This is a genomic window from Bradyrhizobium sp. WYCCWR15520 (assembly GCF_056174665.1).
Window position 1 is genome coordinate 266,064 of the sequence record NZ_JBWBWM010000004.1, and the last position, 16,433, is coordinate 282,496.

At 64.1% G+C, this 16,433-nt stretch carries 17 protein-coding genes and 1 pseudogene; 7 read left to right on the forward strand and 11 right to left on the reverse strand.

Annotated features, from left to right (window positions below):
• Window positions 1–22: 22 nt before the first annotated feature.
• From AC0QUY_RS06545 to cobS, 5 genes are all read right to left on the reverse strand, one after another.
• Complete coding sequence (locus AC0QUY_RS06545; RefSeq protein WP_475386218.1) at window positions 23–985, reverse strand: Bug family tripartite tricarboxylate transporter substrate binding protein; 963 nt, start codon at window positions 983–985, stop codon at window positions 23–25.
• 60 nt (window positions 986–1,045) lie between these two features.
• Window positions 1,046–2,050 carry an esterase-like activity of phytase family protein gene (locus AC0QUY_RS06550; RefSeq protein WP_475386251.1) on the reverse strand — a complete coding sequence of 335 codons (1,005 nt, stop codon included), beginning with the start codon at window positions 2,048–2,050 and terminating at the stop codon, window positions 1,046–1,048.
• Window positions 2,051–2,120: 70 nt separating this feature from the next.
• Window positions 2,121–4,028 (reverse strand): cobaltochelatase subunit CobT, encoded by a 1,908-nt coding sequence (cobT, locus tag AC0QUY_RS06555; RefSeq protein ID WP_161851298.1) that lies wholly within the window; start codon window positions 4,026–4,028, stop codon window positions 2,121–2,123.
• Window positions 4,025–4,435 carry a GNAT family N-acetyltransferase gene (locus AC0QUY_RS06560; RefSeq protein WP_161851297.1) on the reverse strand — a complete coding sequence of 137 codons (411 nt, stop codon included), beginning with the start codon at window positions 4,433–4,435 and terminating at the stop codon, window positions 4,025–4,027. Before AC0QUY_RS06560 ends, cobT begins: the two co-directional genes overlap by 4 nt.
• Before the next feature lie 3 nt (window positions 4,436–4,438).
• Entirely contained in the window at window positions 4,439–5,437 is a 999-nt protein-coding gene (cobS, locus tag AC0QUY_RS06565) for a cobaltochelatase subunit CobS (RefSeq protein WP_161851296.1), read from the reverse strand.
• Between the two features lie 305 nt (window positions 5,438–5,742).
• Here cobS and AC0QUY_RS06570 point away from each other — a divergent pair, with 305 nt between their 5' ends.
• Complete coding sequence (locus tag AC0QUY_RS06570; RefSeq protein WP_475386219.1) at window positions 5,743–6,387, forward strand: DedA family protein; 645 nt, start codon at window positions 5,743–5,745, stop codon at window positions 6,385–6,387.
• On the opposite strand, the gene AC0QUY_RS06575 is transcribed toward AC0QUY_RS06570, so the two are convergent.
• Entirely contained in the window at window positions 6,384–7,601 is a 1,218-nt protein-coding gene (locus tag AC0QUY_RS06575) for a citrate synthase family protein (protein WP_475386220.1), read from the reverse strand. The genes AC0QUY_RS06570 and AC0QUY_RS06575 overlap by 4 nt on opposite strands.
• A 72-nt stretch (window positions 7,602–7,673) precedes the next feature.
• Here AC0QUY_RS06575 and AC0QUY_RS06580 point away from each other — a divergent pair, with 72 nt between their 5' ends.
• A complete protein-coding gene (locus AC0QUY_RS06580; RefSeq protein WP_475386221.1) occupies window positions 7,674–8,765 on the forward strand; it encodes a citrate synthase/methylcitrate synthase in 1,092 nt (363 codons plus the stop codon).
• Between the two features lie 155 nt (window positions 8,766–8,920).
• Here AC0QUY_RS06580 and AC0QUY_RS06585 read toward each other — a convergent pair whose 3' ends face one another.
• On the reverse strand, window positions 8,921–9,568 hold the full coding sequence (locus tag AC0QUY_RS06585; protein WP_161851292.1) for a J domain-containing protein: 648 nt from the start codon (window positions 9,566–9,568) through the stop codon (window positions 8,921–8,923).
• Window positions 9,569–9,677: 109 nt separating this feature from the next.
• Here AC0QUY_RS06585 and AC0QUY_RS06590 point away from each other — a divergent pair, with 109 nt between their 5' ends.
• The 3 genes and pseudogenes from AC0QUY_RS06590 (at window position 9,678) to AC0QUY_RS06600 (ending at window position 11,091) form a co-directional block, all read left to right on the forward strand.
• Window positions 9,678–9,956: a BolA family protein gene (locus AC0QUY_RS06590; protein WP_475386222.1), complete on the forward strand. Its 279-nt coding sequence runs from the start codon at window positions 9,678–9,680 to the stop codon at window positions 9,954–9,956.
• Window positions 9,957–10,048: 92 nt separating this feature from the next.
• Window positions 10,049–10,501, forward strand: a pseudogene (locus AC0QUY_RS06595) (P-loop nucleotide/nucleoside kinase family protein); the annotation flags it as partial.
• 149 nt (window positions 10,502–10,650) lie between these two features.
• Complete coding sequence (locus AC0QUY_RS06600) at window positions 10,651–11,091, forward strand: hypothetical protein (RefSeq protein WP_475386223.1); 441 nt, start codon at window positions 10,651–10,653, stop codon at window positions 11,089–11,091.
• A gap of 25 nt (window positions 11,092–11,116) precedes the next feature.
• Here AC0QUY_RS06600 and AC0QUY_RS06605 read toward each other — a convergent pair whose 3' ends face one another.
• The 3 genes from AC0QUY_RS06605 to AC0QUY_RS06615 all read right to left on the reverse strand — a co-directional run bounded on the left by AC0QUY_RS06605 (window position 11,117) and on the right by AC0QUY_RS06615 (window position 14,308).
• Window positions 11,117–12,469, reverse strand: coding sequence for a hemolysin family protein (locus AC0QUY_RS06605; RefSeq protein ID WP_475386224.1), 1,353 nt, complete (start codon window positions 12,467–12,469; stop codon window positions 11,117–11,119).
• Window positions 12,470–12,536: 67 nt separating this feature from the next.
• Window positions 12,537–13,679, reverse strand: coding sequence for a 3-dehydroquinate synthase (gene aroB, locus AC0QUY_RS06610; RefSeq protein ID WP_475386225.1), 1,143 nt, complete (start codon window positions 13,677–13,679; stop codon window positions 12,537–12,539).
• Window positions 13,676–14,308: a shikimate kinase gene (locus tag AC0QUY_RS06615; protein ID WP_475386226.1), complete on the reverse strand. Its 633-nt coding sequence runs from the start codon at window positions 14,306–14,308 to the stop codon at window positions 13,676–13,678. The genes aroB and AC0QUY_RS06615 overlap by 4 nt, the downstream gene beginning before the upstream one ends.
• Window positions 14,309–14,452: 144 nt before the next feature.
• On the opposite strand from AC0QUY_RS06615, the gene AC0QUY_RS06620 reads away from it, so the two are divergent.
• Window positions 14,453–14,599: a histidine kinase gene (locus tag AC0QUY_RS06620; protein WP_161851285.1), complete on the forward strand. Its 147-nt coding sequence runs from the start codon at window positions 14,453–14,455 to the stop codon at window positions 14,597–14,599.
• On the opposite strand, the gene AC0QUY_RS06625 is transcribed toward AC0QUY_RS06620, so the two are convergent.
• Window positions 14,589–15,221 (reverse strand): TetR/AcrR family transcriptional regulator, encoded by a 633-nt coding sequence (locus tag AC0QUY_RS06625; RefSeq protein WP_475386227.1) that lies wholly within the window; start codon window positions 15,219–15,221, stop codon window positions 14,589–14,591. The two genes, AC0QUY_RS06620 and AC0QUY_RS06625, sit on opposite strands and share 11 nt — an antisense overlap.
• Window positions 15,222–15,331: 110 nt before the next feature.
• Between AC0QUY_RS06625 and AC0QUY_RS06630 the strand changes: the two genes are divergently transcribed.
• Entirely contained in the window at window positions 15,332–16,369 is a 1,038-nt protein-coding gene (locus AC0QUY_RS06630) for an SDR family oxidoreductase (RefSeq protein WP_475386228.1), read from the forward strand.
• The last annotated feature ends 64 nt before the right edge of the window (window positions 16,370–16,433 follow it).

A 16,433-nucleotide genomic window follows, 5' to 3' on the forward strand; every position in this document is an offset into this window, starting at 1 on the left:
CGCCGGGACTGCAACCCTCCCCCTATTGTTTGATCCCCGCCGCCTTGATCAGCTCCAGATTGGCCGCCATCTCGCGTTTGACGAGGTCGTCGATCTCGGCCGGCTTCATCGGCATCGGCTCGACCCCGAGCTTCGTCAGGCTCGCCTGCACGGAGGGATCGCTCAGTACCTTCATTCCCACTGCATGAAACCTTTCCACGATGTCCCGCGGTGTCCTCGAAGGCACGAACACGCCGAACCAGCTCACGCTTTCTGCATTTTTCAGGCCGCTCTCTCCAGGTGTCGGCACATCAGGCAGATCGGCGGCGCGCTTGGGCGTCGAAACCAGCAAGGCCTTCACCTGCCCCTGCCGGATCAGTGGCAAGGCGGTCGCCAGCGGACAGAAGTAGAGATCGATCCGTCCTCCCATGATGTCGGCGATCACCTCTGGCCCGCCGCGATACGGCACATGCGTCGCCTCGATGCCGGCGGCGAGCCGAAACTTCTCCGCGGCGATGTGCACCGCACTGCCGACACCAACCGAGCCGAAAGAAATCGATCCCGGCTTGGCTTTGGCCTCCGCGATGAAGTCCTGGATCGATTTCCACGGACGCTCGTTCGGCACGATCATGACGCTGGCGCTCGAGCCGATCATCAGCACCGAGGAGAGGTCCTTCGTCGCATCGAAGGTCAGGTTGGGGAATATCGCCGGTGCGATGGCGAGTGCCGAGGAATGGGCAAGAATGCTGTAGCCGTCGGGTTCGGCTTTCGCGACCAGACCCGTGCCGAGCGTGCCGCCGGCCCCTGCCCGATTTTCGACCACGATGGGCTGGCCGAGTTCGGACGAGAGACGTTCGAACACCAGGCGCGGCACCACGTCGGTGGCGCTGCCCGGGCCGAACGGAATGGTCGCCTTGATCAGCCGCGACGGCCAGGTTTCGGCATGCGCCGCTTGGGCAACAAGAAGGGTGGACAGGACACAAAGGGCGTGAATGGACTTGTACATCGAAAGCTCCGGTTTACGTCCCGGAGCGTTGCAAGAACCGTTCCGTTATTCGCGAGGACGCTACTCCACCAGCGTGAATTGCAGCAGCAGATTGCGTTGTATCATCGAGAAATTGTCGTCGGAGACAAGCGTCAGCACCGTTTCGCCCTCCGGCGTGACATGGGCATCGATGCCTTCCATGTTGTCGATCTCGTTGCCGAGATCGGCTTCGAAGATCGCGGGACCATCGATCAACGCGCCGGGGGCGATGGAGGCGAGCGAGACGCGGCGGATGCGGATGCCGACCCCGCCGAGCCAGGAGAATTTGCGCTCCAGCAGCAACAGCCCACCGGAGGGCAGCAGCACCGCGTCGCTGATGTCGAAATTGTCGGTGCGGCGGATGCTGAACAGCCCCAGCGACTTGCCGCCGATCAGGAAGGCTGTGATGTTGCCCTGGGCGTCGAGCCCGCGTTCGGAGATCGCGATCAGCGTTCCCGCCAGGGACGAGCCCTTCGGCACCACCACAAGCGCCTCGATGCCCTTGTTGTTGGGCAGCTTGCGCACGCCCAGCGGCAACTGAATCAATTCGCCTTGCGCGCGCGTAAATCCCTTGGCGAAGTCGAAGCGCAATATCTGATTGACGCGCTCAAGGCCGACATAGACCAGCGAGCCGTCGAGCGCGAGCGCCTCGGTGTCGTACCAGCCGCGCGAGGTGATCGGCTTGCCGTCGGGACCGAGTACCGGCGAAGCCTCGACGTCGTCGAGCCCGGTCATCTCGCGGCCCTTGTAGACAATGCGCCCGGTGAACCAGCCGCCCTTGTCGCTGATGGCGATGAAGCGCTCGCCCTTGGCGTCCAGCCGTAGTCCCGACAATCCACCAAATCCGCGGAAGCGCGAGGTGAGAATGAGGCCGCTGCGATATTCGAGCTCGCCGAATCGCACCCGCGATCGGTCGCGGGTATCGAACGAGGGCAACGGCCGGGCGTTGACGTCGATCGAAACCGGGGTGCTGACCGTGAACTCGTCGGGGCTCGTCTGCTTCGGCGGCCGCTGAACAGCCGTTTGCGCCGCCGCGACGGCCGGCATGGCCGTCAACGAAAGCCCCGCCGCTGCATATTTCAAAAGGCGGCGGCGGCCTATGGGCGGGAGCATGTTCTCACGAATGCAGGCGGCGCGGCCGGTGGTGGCCTGAGACGGGCGCGGCGCCGTGGGTCTCGCTGAACAGTTCAGCGAGTTTCTCGGTGATGGCGCCGCCGAGCTCCTCGGCATCGACGATGGTGACGGCACGGCGGTAGTAGCGCGTGACGTCGTGACCGATGCCGATCGCGATCAGTTCGACCGGCGAACGGGTCTCGATCTCCTCGATGATGTGGCGCAGATGCCGCTCGAGGTAATTGCCGGGGTTGACCGATAGCGTGGAATCGTCGACCGGCGCGCCGTCCGAGATCATCATCAGGATCTTGCGCTGTTCGGCTCGGCCGAGCAGGCGCTTGTGCGCCCAGTCCAGCGCCTCGCCGTCGATGTTCTCCTTCAGCAGGCCCTCGCGCATCATCAGGCCCAGATTCTTGCGCGAGCGTCGCCAGGGCGCGTCGGCAGACTTGTAGATGATGTGGCGCAGGTCGTTCAGTCGGCCCGGATTGGCCGGCTTGCCGGCGGCGAGCCACGCCTCGCGCGACTGCCCGCCCTTCCAGGCGCGGGTGGTGAAGCCCAGAATCTCGACCTTGACGCCGCAACGCTCCAGCGTGCGCGCGAGAATATCGGCGCAGGTCGCCGCCACGGTGATCGGGCGGCCGCGCATCGAGCCGGAATTGTCGAGCAGCAGCGTCACCACGGTGTCGCGGAAGGTCGCTTCCTTCTCATGCATGAAGGACAGCGGATGATAGGGATCGGTGACCACGCGCGACAGCCGCGCGGGATCGAGGATGCCTTCCTCGAGATCGAACTCCCAGGCGCGGTTCTGCTGCGCCATCAGGCGGCGCTGCAGGCGATTGGCGAGCCGCGCCACGATGCCCTGCAGATGCGCAAGCTGCTTGTCGAGGTAGGACCGCAGCCGCTCCAGTTCGTCATGGTCGCAGAGATCTTCGGCGGCGATCACCTCGTCGAACTTGGGCGCAAAGGCGTGATATTCCGGCCCGCGCGGCTCGTTGGCGCCGCGCGTGTTCGGCCGCGTCGCCTCGCCCGGCGTTTCGTCATCGCCGAGTTCGCCGTCGTCAAACGTATCCGACGTGGAGGCCTGTGCGCTCTCCATCGCGCTCTCAGACATTTCATCGGTGGACGCCTGCGCCTGGTCGGCGCTCATTTCCTGCGCGGCATCGCTATCGGGCGAGCCCTCGGCGCCGGACTGATCGTTCTCGCCGTCCTGGTTCTCGTCGTCGTTCTCGTCGTCATCGGCGTCGGCATCGCGGTCGTCGCCGAGGTCGAGCGCCGACAACAGGTCGTGCACGAGGTCGCCGAACTTGGCCTGGTCCTCGGTGACGCGGCTCAGCTTGTCGAGCCGGGCGCCGATCTTGTCTTCCAGCACCGGACGCCAGAGATCGACCATTTTTTTCGCCGCCGTCGGCGGCGCAAGGCCGGTCAGCCGCTCGCGCACCAGCATCGCCAGCGCATCCGACAGCGGCGCATCGGCGCGGTCGGTGATCTCGTCATACTTGCCGCGATGGAAATGATCGTCGAGCATCGCGGTGAGATTCTTCGCAACGCCCGACATCCGGCGCGAGCCGATCGCCTCGACGCGGGCCTGCTCCACCGCCTCGAATACGCCGCGCGCCTGCGGATTTCCCGGCATCAGCTTGCGATGCACCTTGGGATCGTGACAGGCGAGCTTCAGCGCGATTGAATCGGCGTGGCCGCGCACGATCGCGGCGTCCCGCTTGGTCATCTTGCGGGCAGGCTCCGGCAGCCGCGCCTTGCCTGGCGCGAGACCGGGACGTTCGGCCGCGAACGTCACGTCGAGTTCCGGCGCTTTCGCAATCGCCTTCAGGCATGAGGTCACCGCGCGCTTGAACGGCTCGGTCGGCGCTTCCTTGGATCCGGTGCGGAATTTGGAGTTGGATGATGTGCTCATAGCGCTTTCGTAAACCAGTGCCGCGTGACGCCGCCGGGATAGCCTTCGATCGAACCGAATTCCTCATAACCGCAAGCGCGGTAAAAACCCGGCGCCTGAAAACTCATCGTGTCCAGATAGGACCGAGTGGCCCCGAACTTTCTCGCTTCGTCCTCAATCGCCTTTATCAGCCTCGTTCCGTAGTCCTTGCCGCGAAGCTTCTGCTCCATCCAGAACAGCTGAATGAACAGCACCGTGGTCCAGACTTCGCCGACAATCCCGCCGACGATCTTGTCCCCTTCACGCAGCGAGATGGCGAGGCGCTTGTATTTCTGCTTCCCCATCTTCTCGGCGTTGAAGCCGAGAAGTCCGCCGAGCACCGCCTTCTTGGTCTTTCCAATGGTGCGCTCGACGGAAATTTTCGCCATGGGCTAGCTGAGCGCCACGTTGACCGAACTTTCGGGCAGTTCCGCATTGAAGCAACGCTGATAGAATTCCGCCACCAGCGGCCGCTCCAGTTCGTCACATTTGTTGAGGAAGGTGACGCGGAACGCAAAACCGATATCGCCGAAGATTTCGGAGTTCTCAGCCCAGGTGATCACGGTGCGCGGGCTCATCACCGTCGACAAATCGCCATTGGCGAAGGCGTTGCGGGTGAGATCGGCGAGCCGCACCATCTTGTTGACGATGTCGCGGCCTTCCTGCGTGCGATAGTGATGCGCCTTGGCCAGCACGATTTCGACCTCTTCGTCATGCGCCAGATAGTTCAGCGTGGTGACGATCGACCAGCGGTCCATCTGGCCCTGGTTGATCTGCTGGGTGCCGTGGTAGAGGCCCGAAGTATCGCCGAGGCCGACCGTGTTGGCGGTCGAGAACAGGCGGAACGACGGGTGCGGCTTGATCACCTTGTTCTGGTCCAAGAGCGTCAGGCGGCCGGAAACTTCCAGCACGCGCTGGATCACGAACATCACGTCGGGGCGACCGGCGTCGTATTCGTCGAACACCAGCGCGATGTTGTGCTGCAGTGCCCACGGCAGAATGCCGTCGCGGAATTCCGTGACCTGCTTGCCGTCCTTGATGACGATCGAATCCTTGCCGACCAGGTCGATGCGGCTGATGTGGCTGTCGAGGTTGACGCGCACGCACGGCCAGTTCAGGCGCGCCGCGACCTGCTCGATATGGGTCGATTTGCCGGTACCGTGATAGCCGGTGACCATGACGCGGCGGTTCTTGGCAAAACCGGCGAGAATTGCGAGCGTGGTAGCGCGGTCGAAGCGGTAATCCGAATCAACTTCCGGCACATGCGGGTCGACTTCGGAATAGGCCGGCACTTCGAGATCGCTGTCGATACCGAAGACCTGCCGGACCGACACCTTCATGTCGGGCAAACCGGCGGGCTCCGAAACTTTGCTCATGGCGGCGGTCGTCATCAATCCTCCGAGGTCCCGGGCGTTCCCGAAACCAGATCTGTTAAATGGCTGCGGATGGGGGCTGTTACCAACCTAGCAGAGAGCAAGGGCCGGCAGAAGCCCGCGGCGCAATCAAAGTTCCGTTGCCTTATCATTGAGATAGGCCGTGTATCGACTTTTTGGAGGGCTGCCCTGCGAATCACGCCGCACTTTTGCCGACTTGTCCGCCTGCCCGGCCCCAAAACCGGAGGGCGGTGGCACTTTCGGGCCCCAGCCGGGCTTGGTAGCTGTGGGTGCAGGCGGCCCACTCAGCGGACGGCAAGGCTGTGACTTCATTCCTTGATCCCATCATTGCCTTCGTTTCGGCCCATCCCTGGCTGGCCTATCTGACCCTATTTCTCGCTGCCCTCCTGGAAGCGATCCCCGTCGCAGGCGCACTGGTGCCGGGCTCAACCATCATCCTGGCCCTGAGCGCGCTGGTGCCCGGCGGCGAACTGAACCTGTGGGGCGTGCTGGCGGCCGCGATTGCAGGCGCCCTGCTCGGCGACGGCTCGGCATTTTGGGCCGGCCATCGCTCGCAACGCGAGATTCTCAGCGCCTGGCCGATGTCGAAATATCCCGCCGTTATGGCGCAGAGCGAAACGTTCTTCCAGCGCTGGGGATCGCTCGCCGTGCTGTTCGCGCGTTTTGTGCCGCCGATCCGCGCCTTCGTCCCGGTGACGGCCGGCGCGCTCGGGATGTCGCCGGCCCGGTTCTACAGCGTCAACGTTGCCGCGGTCCTTGCATGGGCTTTGGCGCACATACTGCCGGGCGTGTTCGCAGTCTCGGCGCTGCACCACTATGCCGGCCTGCCGCATCACCAACACATCGGCAAACATCTCTGGATTTTGGCCGTGTGCGCGGCGGCGATCATCGCGCTCGGTGTCTGGACGCTGCGCCGACGCCGGACCGAAAAGACCGCTTCGGATTAGGCCCGGGCAGGGCTGCGACCGGGCGCGGGACCGACGTAACGGGCGCGCGGCCGGATCAATCGGCCGTGCTGCAATTGCTCGCAGGCATGCGCGATCCACCCCACCGTGCGCGCCATCGAAAACAACACAAGTTCATGGCCCGGCGACAGGCCGAGCGTGTGCACGAGGACCGCAAGGGCATAGTCGATATTGACGAATTCGCCGGTCGCTTCGGCGATGCTGTCAGGAATTTCGTGGGTGAGCTTGCGGTCGGCGCCGGAGCGCGCCAGCGCTTCCAAGAGCGCGCGTGCGCGGGGATCGCCGTGCTTGTAGACCCCATGGCCAAAGCCCGCGAACCGTTCGCCGAGCGCGACGCGCTCGCGGATGACCGGGGCGACCTCGCCGTTGGCGAGCGTCTTCAGAAGCTGCGCCGCCAGCACGCCGGCGCCACCGTGCTTCGGCCCCTTCAATGCGACGAGGCCGGCAATCACGGCGTCATAGAGATTCAGGCCGGTCGACGCCGCACATCGCACGGTGAAGGTCGAGGCGTTCAGTTCATGATCGGCCAGCAGCACCAGCGCGCGGCGGATCAGGTCGGGCGCGTGCTTGTTGTCGGGCGCCCAGGCGCGCGCAATCTGCGAATGAAGCGGTTTTGCCGATGATCGTGCGTTCAGCATGGTCGCAACCACCAGCCGCACGATACGGCCGCCGACCATCGCGCGTCCGTCGGGCGCCCGGGTGAAGGCGCGCGGGTCAGCGGCGGCTGCCAGCGCCAGCACGGCGATGGCGCGATCGATCGCGTTGGCCTTGCGTGTGGCCTCGGCGACAGCGCGCATTTCGTCTGACACGATCGGGCAATTGTCCTGATCGAATGGATCGACGCCGGTCACGTCCCAGAGCAGCGTCGCGGCGTGTTCGAGCGTGTCGCGCTCGGCAAGATCGATGCAGTTGACGCCGCGATAGATCGCGCCCTCCTCGGTAATGGTTCCGACCGTTGAATCCATTACCGGCAGATCGGCGTCGAAGCTGCGCAGGCCGCGCGGCTCCGGCGAGGGGGTACGCCGCTCCTTCAGCGTGCGGACGTCCTCGGCCCGGTAGCGGTGGCTGCGGGAATCCTGCGACGGCTCCGAGCGGATCAGGCCACGGCTGACATAAGCATAAAGAGTGGCCTGCGAGATCGCGAGTTCGGCGGAGGCCTCGCGGGCCGAGAGGTAAAGGCCGGCGGATTTTTTCATATTGATTTACATAATCAAGATTGATCAATCTGTCGAGAGGCCCGACTTTGGCTGCAGTCAAAGGAGAGCCCCATGAACATGCAGATTTCCAAGACCCCGATCGGCCTCGACGGCATTCCGGCCGCCGAAACCGTGCTCAGCCATGTCGATGGCGAGCGCGGGGAACTGATCATTGCCGGCGAGCGGGTCGGCGATCTCGCCCGCAAGACCGGTTTTGAGGGCGTGACCGCCCGGTTGTGGAGCGGCGGTACCGGCCACCCCATCGGCGAAGCCGCGGTACGCGCGGCGCTCGGCGCGGGGCGTGAACGCGCCTTCGCCCGGTTGCCGGACCTGCTTGGCATCACACGCGGCCTATCGATCATCGACGGTTTTCGCGCGGCGATCGCTGGTCTGCGCGCGGAAGCGGGCCTCGCACATGAGGCCACTATCGTCGGCGCATTTCCCGTGATCGCCGGCGCACTGGTACAGCGGGTGAAGGGCAACGATCCCGTCGCGCCCGACCCGACCGCGGGCCACGCCGCCGACACACTGTCGATGATGCTCGGCCGCAAGCCTGACGCGCGGGAGGCTGCGGCACTCGACGCCTATTTCGTCACGGTGTGCGACCACGGCATGAACGCGTCGACCTTCACGACACGCGTGGTGGCCTCGACGCAGGCGGATTTGTTCGCAGCCGTGACCGCCGGCTATTGCGCGCTGACAGGCCCACTGCATGGCGGCGCGCCCGAGCCGGTGCTGGAAATGCTCGATGCGATCGGCTCGACCGAACGCATCAAGCCGTGGGTCGACAGCGCGCTGGCCCGAGGCGAGCGGCTGATGGGCTTCGGCCACCGCGTCTATCGCGTCCGCGATCCCCGCGCCGACGTGCTCAAGGGCGCGATCGAGCGGCTCGCCGGTGAAGGCACCGACCTGCCGTTTGCGGGCGAGGTCGAGGCCTATATCCGCAGCGCGTTGCGGATCAAGAATCCGGACCGCCCGCTCGACACCAATGTGGAGTTCTTCACCGCGATCCTGCTCGACGCGATGAAAATCCCGCGGCAGGCGTTTACGCCGATCTTTGCGGTAGCGCGGGCGGCGGGTTGGACGGCGCATGCGCGCGAGCAGCAGCGCGGCGGACGGCTGATCCGGCCGAGTTCGGCGTATATCGGGCCAATGCCGGGGTGAGGAGGGTACCGAGTACACGTAGCCCGGATGGAGCCAACGGGTCGCGCGAATGCGCGCCCGATGACAGGCTCCGCGCAATCCGGGACCGGTCTTTCAGCGGTGAGAGAGAACCCGGATTGCGCTGCGCGTCATCCGGGCTACAGGTCTGTGCCCGCTTACGCGCGCACTACCGTCTTCAAATAATTATACGCCTTGATGATCTCGATCAGGCGGTCCTCGGTGGAGCGGTCGCCGCCATTGGCGTCGGGATGGTGCTGCTTGACCAGCGCCTTGTACTTCGCCTTCACGTCATCGAGGGTTGCTTCGGCAGAAAGCCCCATCACCTGCAGCGCCTTGCGCTCGGCGTTCATCACCTTGCGCGTTTCGGCCTTGGCCTCAAAACCCGGGCCGGGCCGCCAGCGGCCGCGGCCGTTGAGCTCGGAGAACATGCTGAAGGGATCGGCGGCACCGTCAAAATCCTCGGCGCTGGGCTGCTTGCCCTTCTTGCCGGCGGTGTTGGCGCCCATCTTCCAGGTCGGACGATGGCCGGTCAGCGCATCCTTCTGGTAACGCGCGACGGCATCGGCATTCATGCCCTGGAAGAAATTGTAGTTCTGGTTGTACTCGCGCACATGGTTGAGACAGAAGTGAAAGTACTCGCGGGAATTTTCGCGGCCCTTGGGCGCGCGGTGCGGCCCCTTGTTCTGGCAGCCCGCCCATTCGCACATGGCGGATTCTTCATTCGCACGCGCCTGCGCCTTCGCGCTGACCTTGTTGGGCTTGATGCGAATGGAATCGAAGAACTTGGATGAATCAATCGGCATAGCTGACTTTGACTACGCAATGCGAAAGGCTTCAAGTCTTGACATTGCGAATACCTCCGTTCGGATACAACATTGACGGAAAGCAGACACGGAATTAACTGCCACTATCATGAGCACCAGGGACATTATCATAAACAAGTTGCGTGAAGCTTTCTTGCCAGAAAGCCTCGACGTCACGGACGAATCTCATCTGCATGAGGGCCATGCGGGTCACCGGCCGGGCGGCGAGACGCACTTTAGAGTGTATATCGTATCTCCAGCCTTCGAAGGGAAGAGCCGGATTGAACGCCACCGGCTGGTAAATGCAACGCTTGAGGCGGAACTTAGGGGATCCGTCCATGCGCTGGCGATCAAGGCGCAGGCGCCGGGAGAAACCGCCGGCCGGTGACCGACTATCCGCGGCAAAAATATGAGCGTCCATGATGTCGCAGAAGCTCATTATTTTAACCGGCCTTCCCGGTTCCGGAGAGTACGCTCGCCGAAGGCCTTTGCCGGCATTTTTCGCTACCGCTGTTTTCGATCGATCCGATCGAGGCGGCGATGCGGCGCGGCGGCCTGCCCCGGAATGATACGGGAATCGCAGCCTATGTCGTTGCGCAAGCATTGGCCGAGGAGCATCTGCGGCTGGGGCAGTCCGTCGTGATCGACGCCGTCAATCCGGTCGAGGCGCCGCGCGCCGCATGGCGAAACCTCGCCGCAAGATATCGCGCGGATCTCGCGATCATCGAATGCGTCTGCGTCGACCAGGCGACGCATCGCCGGCGGATCGAAGCGCGAATCCGCGGCATCGAGGGCATGGCCGAGGTCACCTGGGAAAGGGTCGAAAAGCGACGCGCGGAATATGAAGCCTGGACCGATGCGAGGCTGACGCTGGATACGTCGGCGCAGCCGCCAGAACGGCTGCTCGCCGAAGCCATCTTCTATCTGACATGAGACGGTCCGCCAGCTTCCTGTGAAGATCGGAGGAGACGGTAGAACGGTTTTCGCAAACGTGAGACAATCGGTGAGGCGATGGACGTGGTTCCGTTCGGACACGGGGTCGGGCTGACCCCGATGCCATCGCAGCTCGACGGGGTCGTCCGATGCGATATTGGGCACGCTTCAGATGGGCCGCCGCCGTGGCGCTGCTGGTAGCGGCCTCCTCCGTGCGGGCGCAGGCGCTGGACATGCCCAGCCCCTTTGTCCAGGAAGTGCTGATCAAGAGCATTCTGGTGACGCTCAACGATGCGGTGGCGTCGGACAATTTCACGGTCCTGCACGCCAAAATCTCAAAGCGGTTCCGCGAGCAGTTTCCGCCCGAGAAGCTGCGGGTCGTCTTCAAGGACCTGGTCGAGAAGCACGCCGTGTTCGACGCGATCGTCGCCAGCCCGGTCATTTCAGAGGAAGATGCGAAGATCGACGACAAGGGCGTGCTGCGGCTCAAGGGCCGCTTCGACACCACGGCGAAGGTGAAGTACCAGCTCGGCTTCATTCCCTCCGACGGCCAGTGGAAGCTCTCCGGCGTCGCGATCGATATTGAATAGCCGACGCCACTTGCGGCATACGCCGTCAGAACGCCGTCCCTGCCCGCTTCGGCTTCAGCTCCTCCGCCTCGGCTTCGCGCGGCAGGGGCGTGATTTTCAGCGCGGTGATGCGGTTGCGCTCGCGACGCAGCACGCGGAAACGGCAGCCATGGAATGTGAAATTCTGGCCGCGCTCGGGGATCGAGCGCGCTTCGTGGATCACGAGACCCGCTACCGTGGTCGCCTCCTCGTCGGGCAGATGCCAGTTCATGGCGCGGTTGAGATCGCGGATCGGCACCGAGCCATCCACCACCACGGAGCCGTCGGCCTGGACACGCACGCCGGCAACCACGACATCGTGCTCATCGGAAATATCGCCGACGATCTCTTCCAAAATGTCTTCGAGCGTCACCATGCCTTCGACTTCGCCGTACTCATCGACGACGAGCGCGAAGTGGGTCTTGCGGCGGCGGAACGCCTTCAACTGTTCGGACAAAGGCCGCATCTCCGGCACGAACCAGGGCGGCAGCATGATCGCTGATACGTTGATGCGCGACATATCGCCTTCGGTGGCGCGGATCGCGCGCAAGAGATCCTTGGCGTGCAGCACGCCGATGATGTTTTCGGGCTTGTCGCGCCACAGCGGAATGCGGGTGTACTCGGTTGCCAGCACCTCGCGCACCAGGTCTTCGGGCGGCAGATCGGCGTTGATCATCATCATGGCCGTGCGATGGACCATGACGTCTGATACGGCGAGGTCGCCGAAGCGGAAGACGTTGTGAATGTATTCGGCCTCACCGCTCTCGATGCCGCCGTGCACGGCCGATTCTTCCACCAGCCCCTCGATCTCGGAATCGGTGAGGATTTCATGCTGCGAGGATTCCTGCACTCCGAACATGCGCAGGATGCCGCGCGATGCGGCGTTGAGCAGCCAGTTCAGCGGCCAGAAAACCAGATAGGACAGATAGAGCGGATAGGCGATCCATTGCGAGACCGGCGTCGGCTGGCGGATCGCGAACGTCTTCGGCACCTGCTCGCCGATCACGATGTGAAGCGAGGAGAATATCAGGAAGCCGGCCAGGAACGACACAAAGTGCAGGGTGCGTTCCGACATGCCGAGCGGGATCAGCAGCGGCTCCAGCAGTGCCGAAACGGTGGGTTCGCCGACCCAGCCGAGGCCGAGCGAGGCCATGGTGATGCCGAGCTGGCAGCAGGCGAGATAGGCTTCGATATTGCCCATCATGCCGTGCAGCAGGTGCGCGCCGAAGCGGTCCTGCTCGACCATCGCCTTGATGCGAAAGCCGCGGCTCTTCACCAGCGCAAACTCGGCGGCCACGTAAAACGCGTTGGCGGCGAGCAACAGGATCGCGAGCAGCAGATTGAACGCGGTCGAACTCATATATGCCTCGTGACGGCCCCGGCCGCGCGCGACGCTCGCCCCACGCTGGGCACCGGCAATTCCGTTCTCATCCCGACAACTTCTGTTGCAGGAAATCGCGGACCAGCGCCGGCTCGACGTCGTTTGCCACCACCGCGCGGCCGATCGCCTGCAGCAGGATGAAGGTCAGCTTGCCGCGCTTGACCTTCTTGTCCTGCGCCATCAGCGCCATCAGGGCGTCGGCATCCGCGAGCCCCTCCTGGGCGAAGCCCGCGATGTCCTGCAAATGGGTCGGCAGGCCGACGGACGCAAGATGGCGGTCGACGCGGGCGGCGTCTGCCGCGGAGATCATGCCGAGCCTGGCGGAAAACTCTGCCGCCAGCACCATACCGATGGCAACGCCCTCGCCATGGAACAGGCGATCGGAAAAGCCGGTCGCGGCCTCCAGCGCATGGCCGAACGTGTGGCCGAGATTGAGCAATGCGCGCTCACCGTTTTCGCGCTCGTCGCGGGAGACGATCGCGGCCTTGGCGCGGCAGGAGGTTGCGATGGCGTGCTCGCGCGCCGCGCCGCCGGAGAAGATGTCGGCGTGATTGGCTTCGAGCCAGGCGAAAAAGGCTTCATCGCCGAGCACGCCATATTTAGCGACTTCGGCATAGCCGGAGCGGAACTGGCGCGGCGACAGGGTGTCGAGCACGGAGGTATCCGCGATCACCAATACCGGCTGATGAAACGCGCCGAGCAGGTTCTTGCCCTGGGGCGAATTGATGCCGGTCTTGCCGCCGACCGAGGAATCCACCTGCGCCAGCAGTGAGGTCGGCACCTGCACGAAATCGACGCCGCGCCGCAGGATTGCCGCCGCGAAGCCGGCGAGATCGCCGACCACGCCGCCGCCGAGCGCGATCACCAGATCGTTGCGCTCGATCCTGGCTGCGATCAGCGCCTCGCTCACCTTTTCGAGCCCGGCATAGGTTTTCGATATCTCGCCTTCTTCGACGATGACGCGCGACGTCGGAATGCCGGCCTCGCTGAGCGATCGCTCGGCTGGCTCCAGCCAGTGCCTGGCCACGGTGCGGTCGGTGACGATGGCGGTGCGCACGCCGGTGCGCAGCGCGGCAACGCGTGCGCCGAGCGTCTCCAGCACGCCGCGGCCGATGACGATGTCATAGGCGCGGTCACCGAGCGCGACGTCGACCGTGATATCGGCGGAATGTTTCAGTGGCGCAGTCATGGCGTGACGTTCATCCCGTCGGTTGCCGGCTGGGCAGAAGGCGCGCCGGCGCACAGCCGGGCGCGCAGGGCATCGATGCATTCGTCGACGATACGGTCGTGCGGCACGTCGCGTGACAGAATGGTCAGGTCGGCGGTCTGATAGACCGGCTCGCGCGCTTCGAGCAGGCGGCTGACGGTCGCGACCGGATCCTCAGTCTGCAGCAGCGGCCGGTCGGCCCGGCGCTTGACGCGCTTCATGATGATGTCGACGTCTGCCTTGAGCCAGATCGAGACCGCCTTGTCGCGGATGCGGCTGCGGGTCTCCTCGCGCATGAAGGCGCCGCCGCCGGTGGCGATCACGGCCGGGCCGCCATCGAGCAGCCGCGCGATCACCCGCGCCTCGCCGTCCCGGAAATGCGGCTCGCCATGGGTTTCGAAAATGTCCGGGATCGACATCCCGGCCGCCGCCTCAATCTCGATATCGGCGTCGAGAAACGGCAGGCGCAGCCGGGCCGCCAGCCGCCGGCCGATGGTCGACTTGCCGGCGCCCATCATGCCGACCAGCACGATCGAACGCCTTCCCAGCGCCGACGTGATGTCGGCCTCCTGGGTCGGGCTCGCCTGTGCCGGTGCGGCGGTCTCGGACATCAAAAACCCTGCTCTTTGGCGGGATTTGACCCGCGCTGCGCCACCTATACTACCCCCATCGAGGCCGTTGCCAGAGACTCTTGCCACGGGGGTGGGAACATGTTGGATGATTTCATTGGTTAATTCCGCCGCTTGAGCCCCCGCATGCCCAGTTTGTTCCGCTTTCTGATGGTCGTCGGCGTGATCGCCGGGGTGATCTATGGCGTGATTTTTTCGCTCGCGAACTTCGTCACGCCGAAGCCCCGGGAAATGACGGTCACCATCCCGGCAGACAAGTTCCTCAAGAAGTAGACGCGGCAGCCACTTCCGCGGTCAGCCTTTCGGAACATTCCGGCCTAATTAGCCCCGCACGCAGCAAGCGCATGAAAAGTCGCGTGCCTTCGTCCAGGCTCTGGCCAGCGTCCTTCGCGTCTTTAATCCCCTCTATTGCCGCGACGATCATGCCGGCCACATCGGCAGGCTTGGCGTCGAGGACCTGCAGGGATACGGCGCCGTCTGCTTCTGCATCGGACAAGGCTTGAGCGAGCAGAGCCACCAGCTTGGCCCGTGCCCCAAGGGTAATGTCCCTGGCCAACGTCATGTTGACGTCGAACAGTTCGGCCGCGTCGACGCTGCCTGCGAACGGCGCAACCAGTTCTCGCTGGAAAGCCGCGAGCGCCTGCTCGATCCGGCTGAAAACGTCGCCGTCGGCCGCAAGCGCTGCCTCGACGTTTTGCATGGTTCGGGCATGCGCACGCGCAGACCCTGCCCGGAACAGCTCCTCCTTGCTGCTGAAGCTTAGATAAAGCGCCGCGCGCGACATGCGTGCCGCACGCGCGATGTCGGCCATCGAAGTCTTGCGAAAACCGTGACGCACGAAAACCGGCAGCGCCGCGTCGAGAATAGCCTCGGATTTCTGGTCAACCTGCTCCATCTAAGCAATCTGACAGTTTTCGTCCAAGGCGTCAAAAACATATAGACAATAATTGTCTAAGTGTCTAACAAGGTGCGACCCAGCGCTTCCGCGGGCCGAGGAGTTGATAAATGCCTTCCAAATTGAACGACCCCGCGCCCGCTATTGTTCTCGTCACGGGTATCGGCGGATTCCTCGGCGGACATATCGCCAAGCAATTGCTGGCACACGGCTATCGCGTTCGAGGCAGTGTGCGCAGCATTGGCGTTTGCGACAGGATCAGGCGCCAGCTTTGTCCCGATACGACGACTGACGCGATCAGCTTTGTCGAGGCCGATCTTTGCGCCGATGCCGGATGGGATGTCGCGCTTAGGGGATGCCGTTACGTTATTCACGCGGCTTCGCCTTTTCCGGCGACCTTGCCAAAGGACGCGAACGCAATGATCCGACCCGCGCGGGATGGCACGCTTCGTGTGCTGCGCGCGGCCCACGAAGCCGGCGTAGAGCGCGCGGTGCTGACGTCGTCGATCGCAGCCACCAATCATGGCAATGGGCAGGCTCCCTTCACCGAGAACGATTGGACTGATCCGGCAAGCCCGCGGGCCACGCCCTATTACCGGTCGAAAACGCTGGCCGAACAGGCCGCTTGGAACCTTGCGAAGGAAACTGGACTCGATTTGGCTGTCATCAACCCTGCCACCATCTTTGGGCCGCTGCTCGGCCCGGAACACGGCACGTCGGTCGGACTGATCAAGCAAATGATGAGCGGCAAGCTCAGGCGCGTTCCGCGCTTCGGCTTTTCGGTGGTCGATGTGCGCGATGCGGCCGACGCCCATATCAGGGCAATGACCCATCCCGGTGCGTCCGGCCAGCGCTTCATCGTCGGCGGTCGGTTTTTCTGGTTGAGAGAATTGGCCGCGGTGCTGGCAAAGTCGTTTCCGGCGCACGCTGCGCAGTTGCCATCAGGCGAAGTGCCCGACTGGATGGTGAGGGCGATGGCCCCCTTCAGCGCGCGTTCGCGCATGATCGTTCACGAGCTCAATCGCGACCTGAGTGTAAGCGCCGCAAAGGCGCGCCGGGTGCTGAACTGGAAAGCGCGGCCTGACGAGGATTGTATCCGCGCCACTGCGCAGAGCCTGATCGACCACGGCCTGATCGCAACGGCCTAGATCGGCGGCTGCCGCCCGGTCCCACCACCACCATGCCTTCTAACGAATCCCACGATCATGGAGA

Excerpts from the sequence above, each read along its gene's own strand:
- AC0QUY_RS06545 (WP_475386218.1), bottom strand. The coding sequence starts at position 985 with ATGTACAAGTCCATTCACGCCCTTTGTGTCCTGTCCACCCTTCTTGTT.
- AC0QUY_RS06550 (WP_475386251.1), bottom strand. The coding sequence starts at position 2,050 with ATGCCGGCCGTCGCGGCGGCGCAAACGGCTGTTCAGCGGCCGCCGAAG.
- cobT (WP_161851298.1), bottom strand. The coding sequence starts at position 4,028 with ATGAGCACATCATCCAACTCCAAATTCCGCACCGGATCCAAGGAAGCG.
- AC0QUY_RS06560 (WP_161851297.1), bottom strand. The coding sequence starts at position 4,435 with ATGGCGAAAATTTCCGTCGAGCGCACCATTGGAAAGACCAAGAAGGCG.
- cobS (WP_161851296.1), bottom strand. The coding sequence starts at position 5,437 with ATGACGACCGCCGCCATGAGCAAAGTTTCGGAGCCCGCCGGTTTGCCC.
- AC0QUY_RS06575 (WP_475386220.1), bottom strand. The coding sequence starts at position 7,601 with ATGAAAAAATCCGCCGGCCTTTACCTCTCGGCCCGCGAGGCCTCCGCC.
- AC0QUY_RS06580 (WP_475386221.1), top strand. The coding sequence starts at position 7,674 with ATGAACATGCAGATTTCCAAGACCCCGATCGGCCTCGACGGCATTCCG.
- AC0QUY_RS06585 (WP_161851292.1), bottom strand. The coding sequence starts at position 9,568 with ATGCCGATTGATTCATCCAAGTTCTTCGATTCCATTCGCATCAAGCCC.
- AC0QUY_RS06590 (WP_475386222.1), top strand. The coding sequence starts at position 9,678 with ATGAGCACCAGGGACATTATCATAAACAAGTTGCGTGAAGCTTTCTTG.
- AC0QUY_RS06600 (WP_475386223.1), top strand. The coding sequence starts at position 10,651 with ATGCGATATTGGGCACGCTTCAGATGGGCCGCCGCCGTGGCGCTGCTG.
- AC0QUY_RS06605 (WP_475386224.1), bottom strand. The coding sequence starts at position 12,469 with ATGAGTTCGACCGCGTTCAATCTGCTGCTCGCGATCCTGTTGCTCGCC.
- aroB (WP_475386225.1), bottom strand. The coding sequence starts at position 13,679 with ATGACTGCGCCACTGAAACATTCCGCCGATATCACGGTCGACGTCGCG.
- AC0QUY_RS06615 (WP_475386226.1), bottom strand. The coding sequence starts at position 14,308 with ATGTCCGAGACCGCCGCACCGGCACAGGCGAGCCCGACCCAGGAGGCC.
- AC0QUY_RS06620 (WP_161851285.1), top strand. The coding sequence starts at position 14,453 with ATGCCCAGTTTGTTCCGCTTTCTGATGGTCGTCGGCGTGATCGCCGGG.
- AC0QUY_RS06625 (WP_475386227.1), bottom strand. The coding sequence starts at position 15,221 with ATGGAGCAGGTTGACCAGAAATCCGAGGCTATTCTCGACGCGGCGCTG.
- AC0QUY_RS06630 (WP_475386228.1), top strand. The coding sequence starts at position 15,332 with ATGCCTTCCAAATTGAACGACCCCGCGCCCGCTATTGTTCTCGTCACG.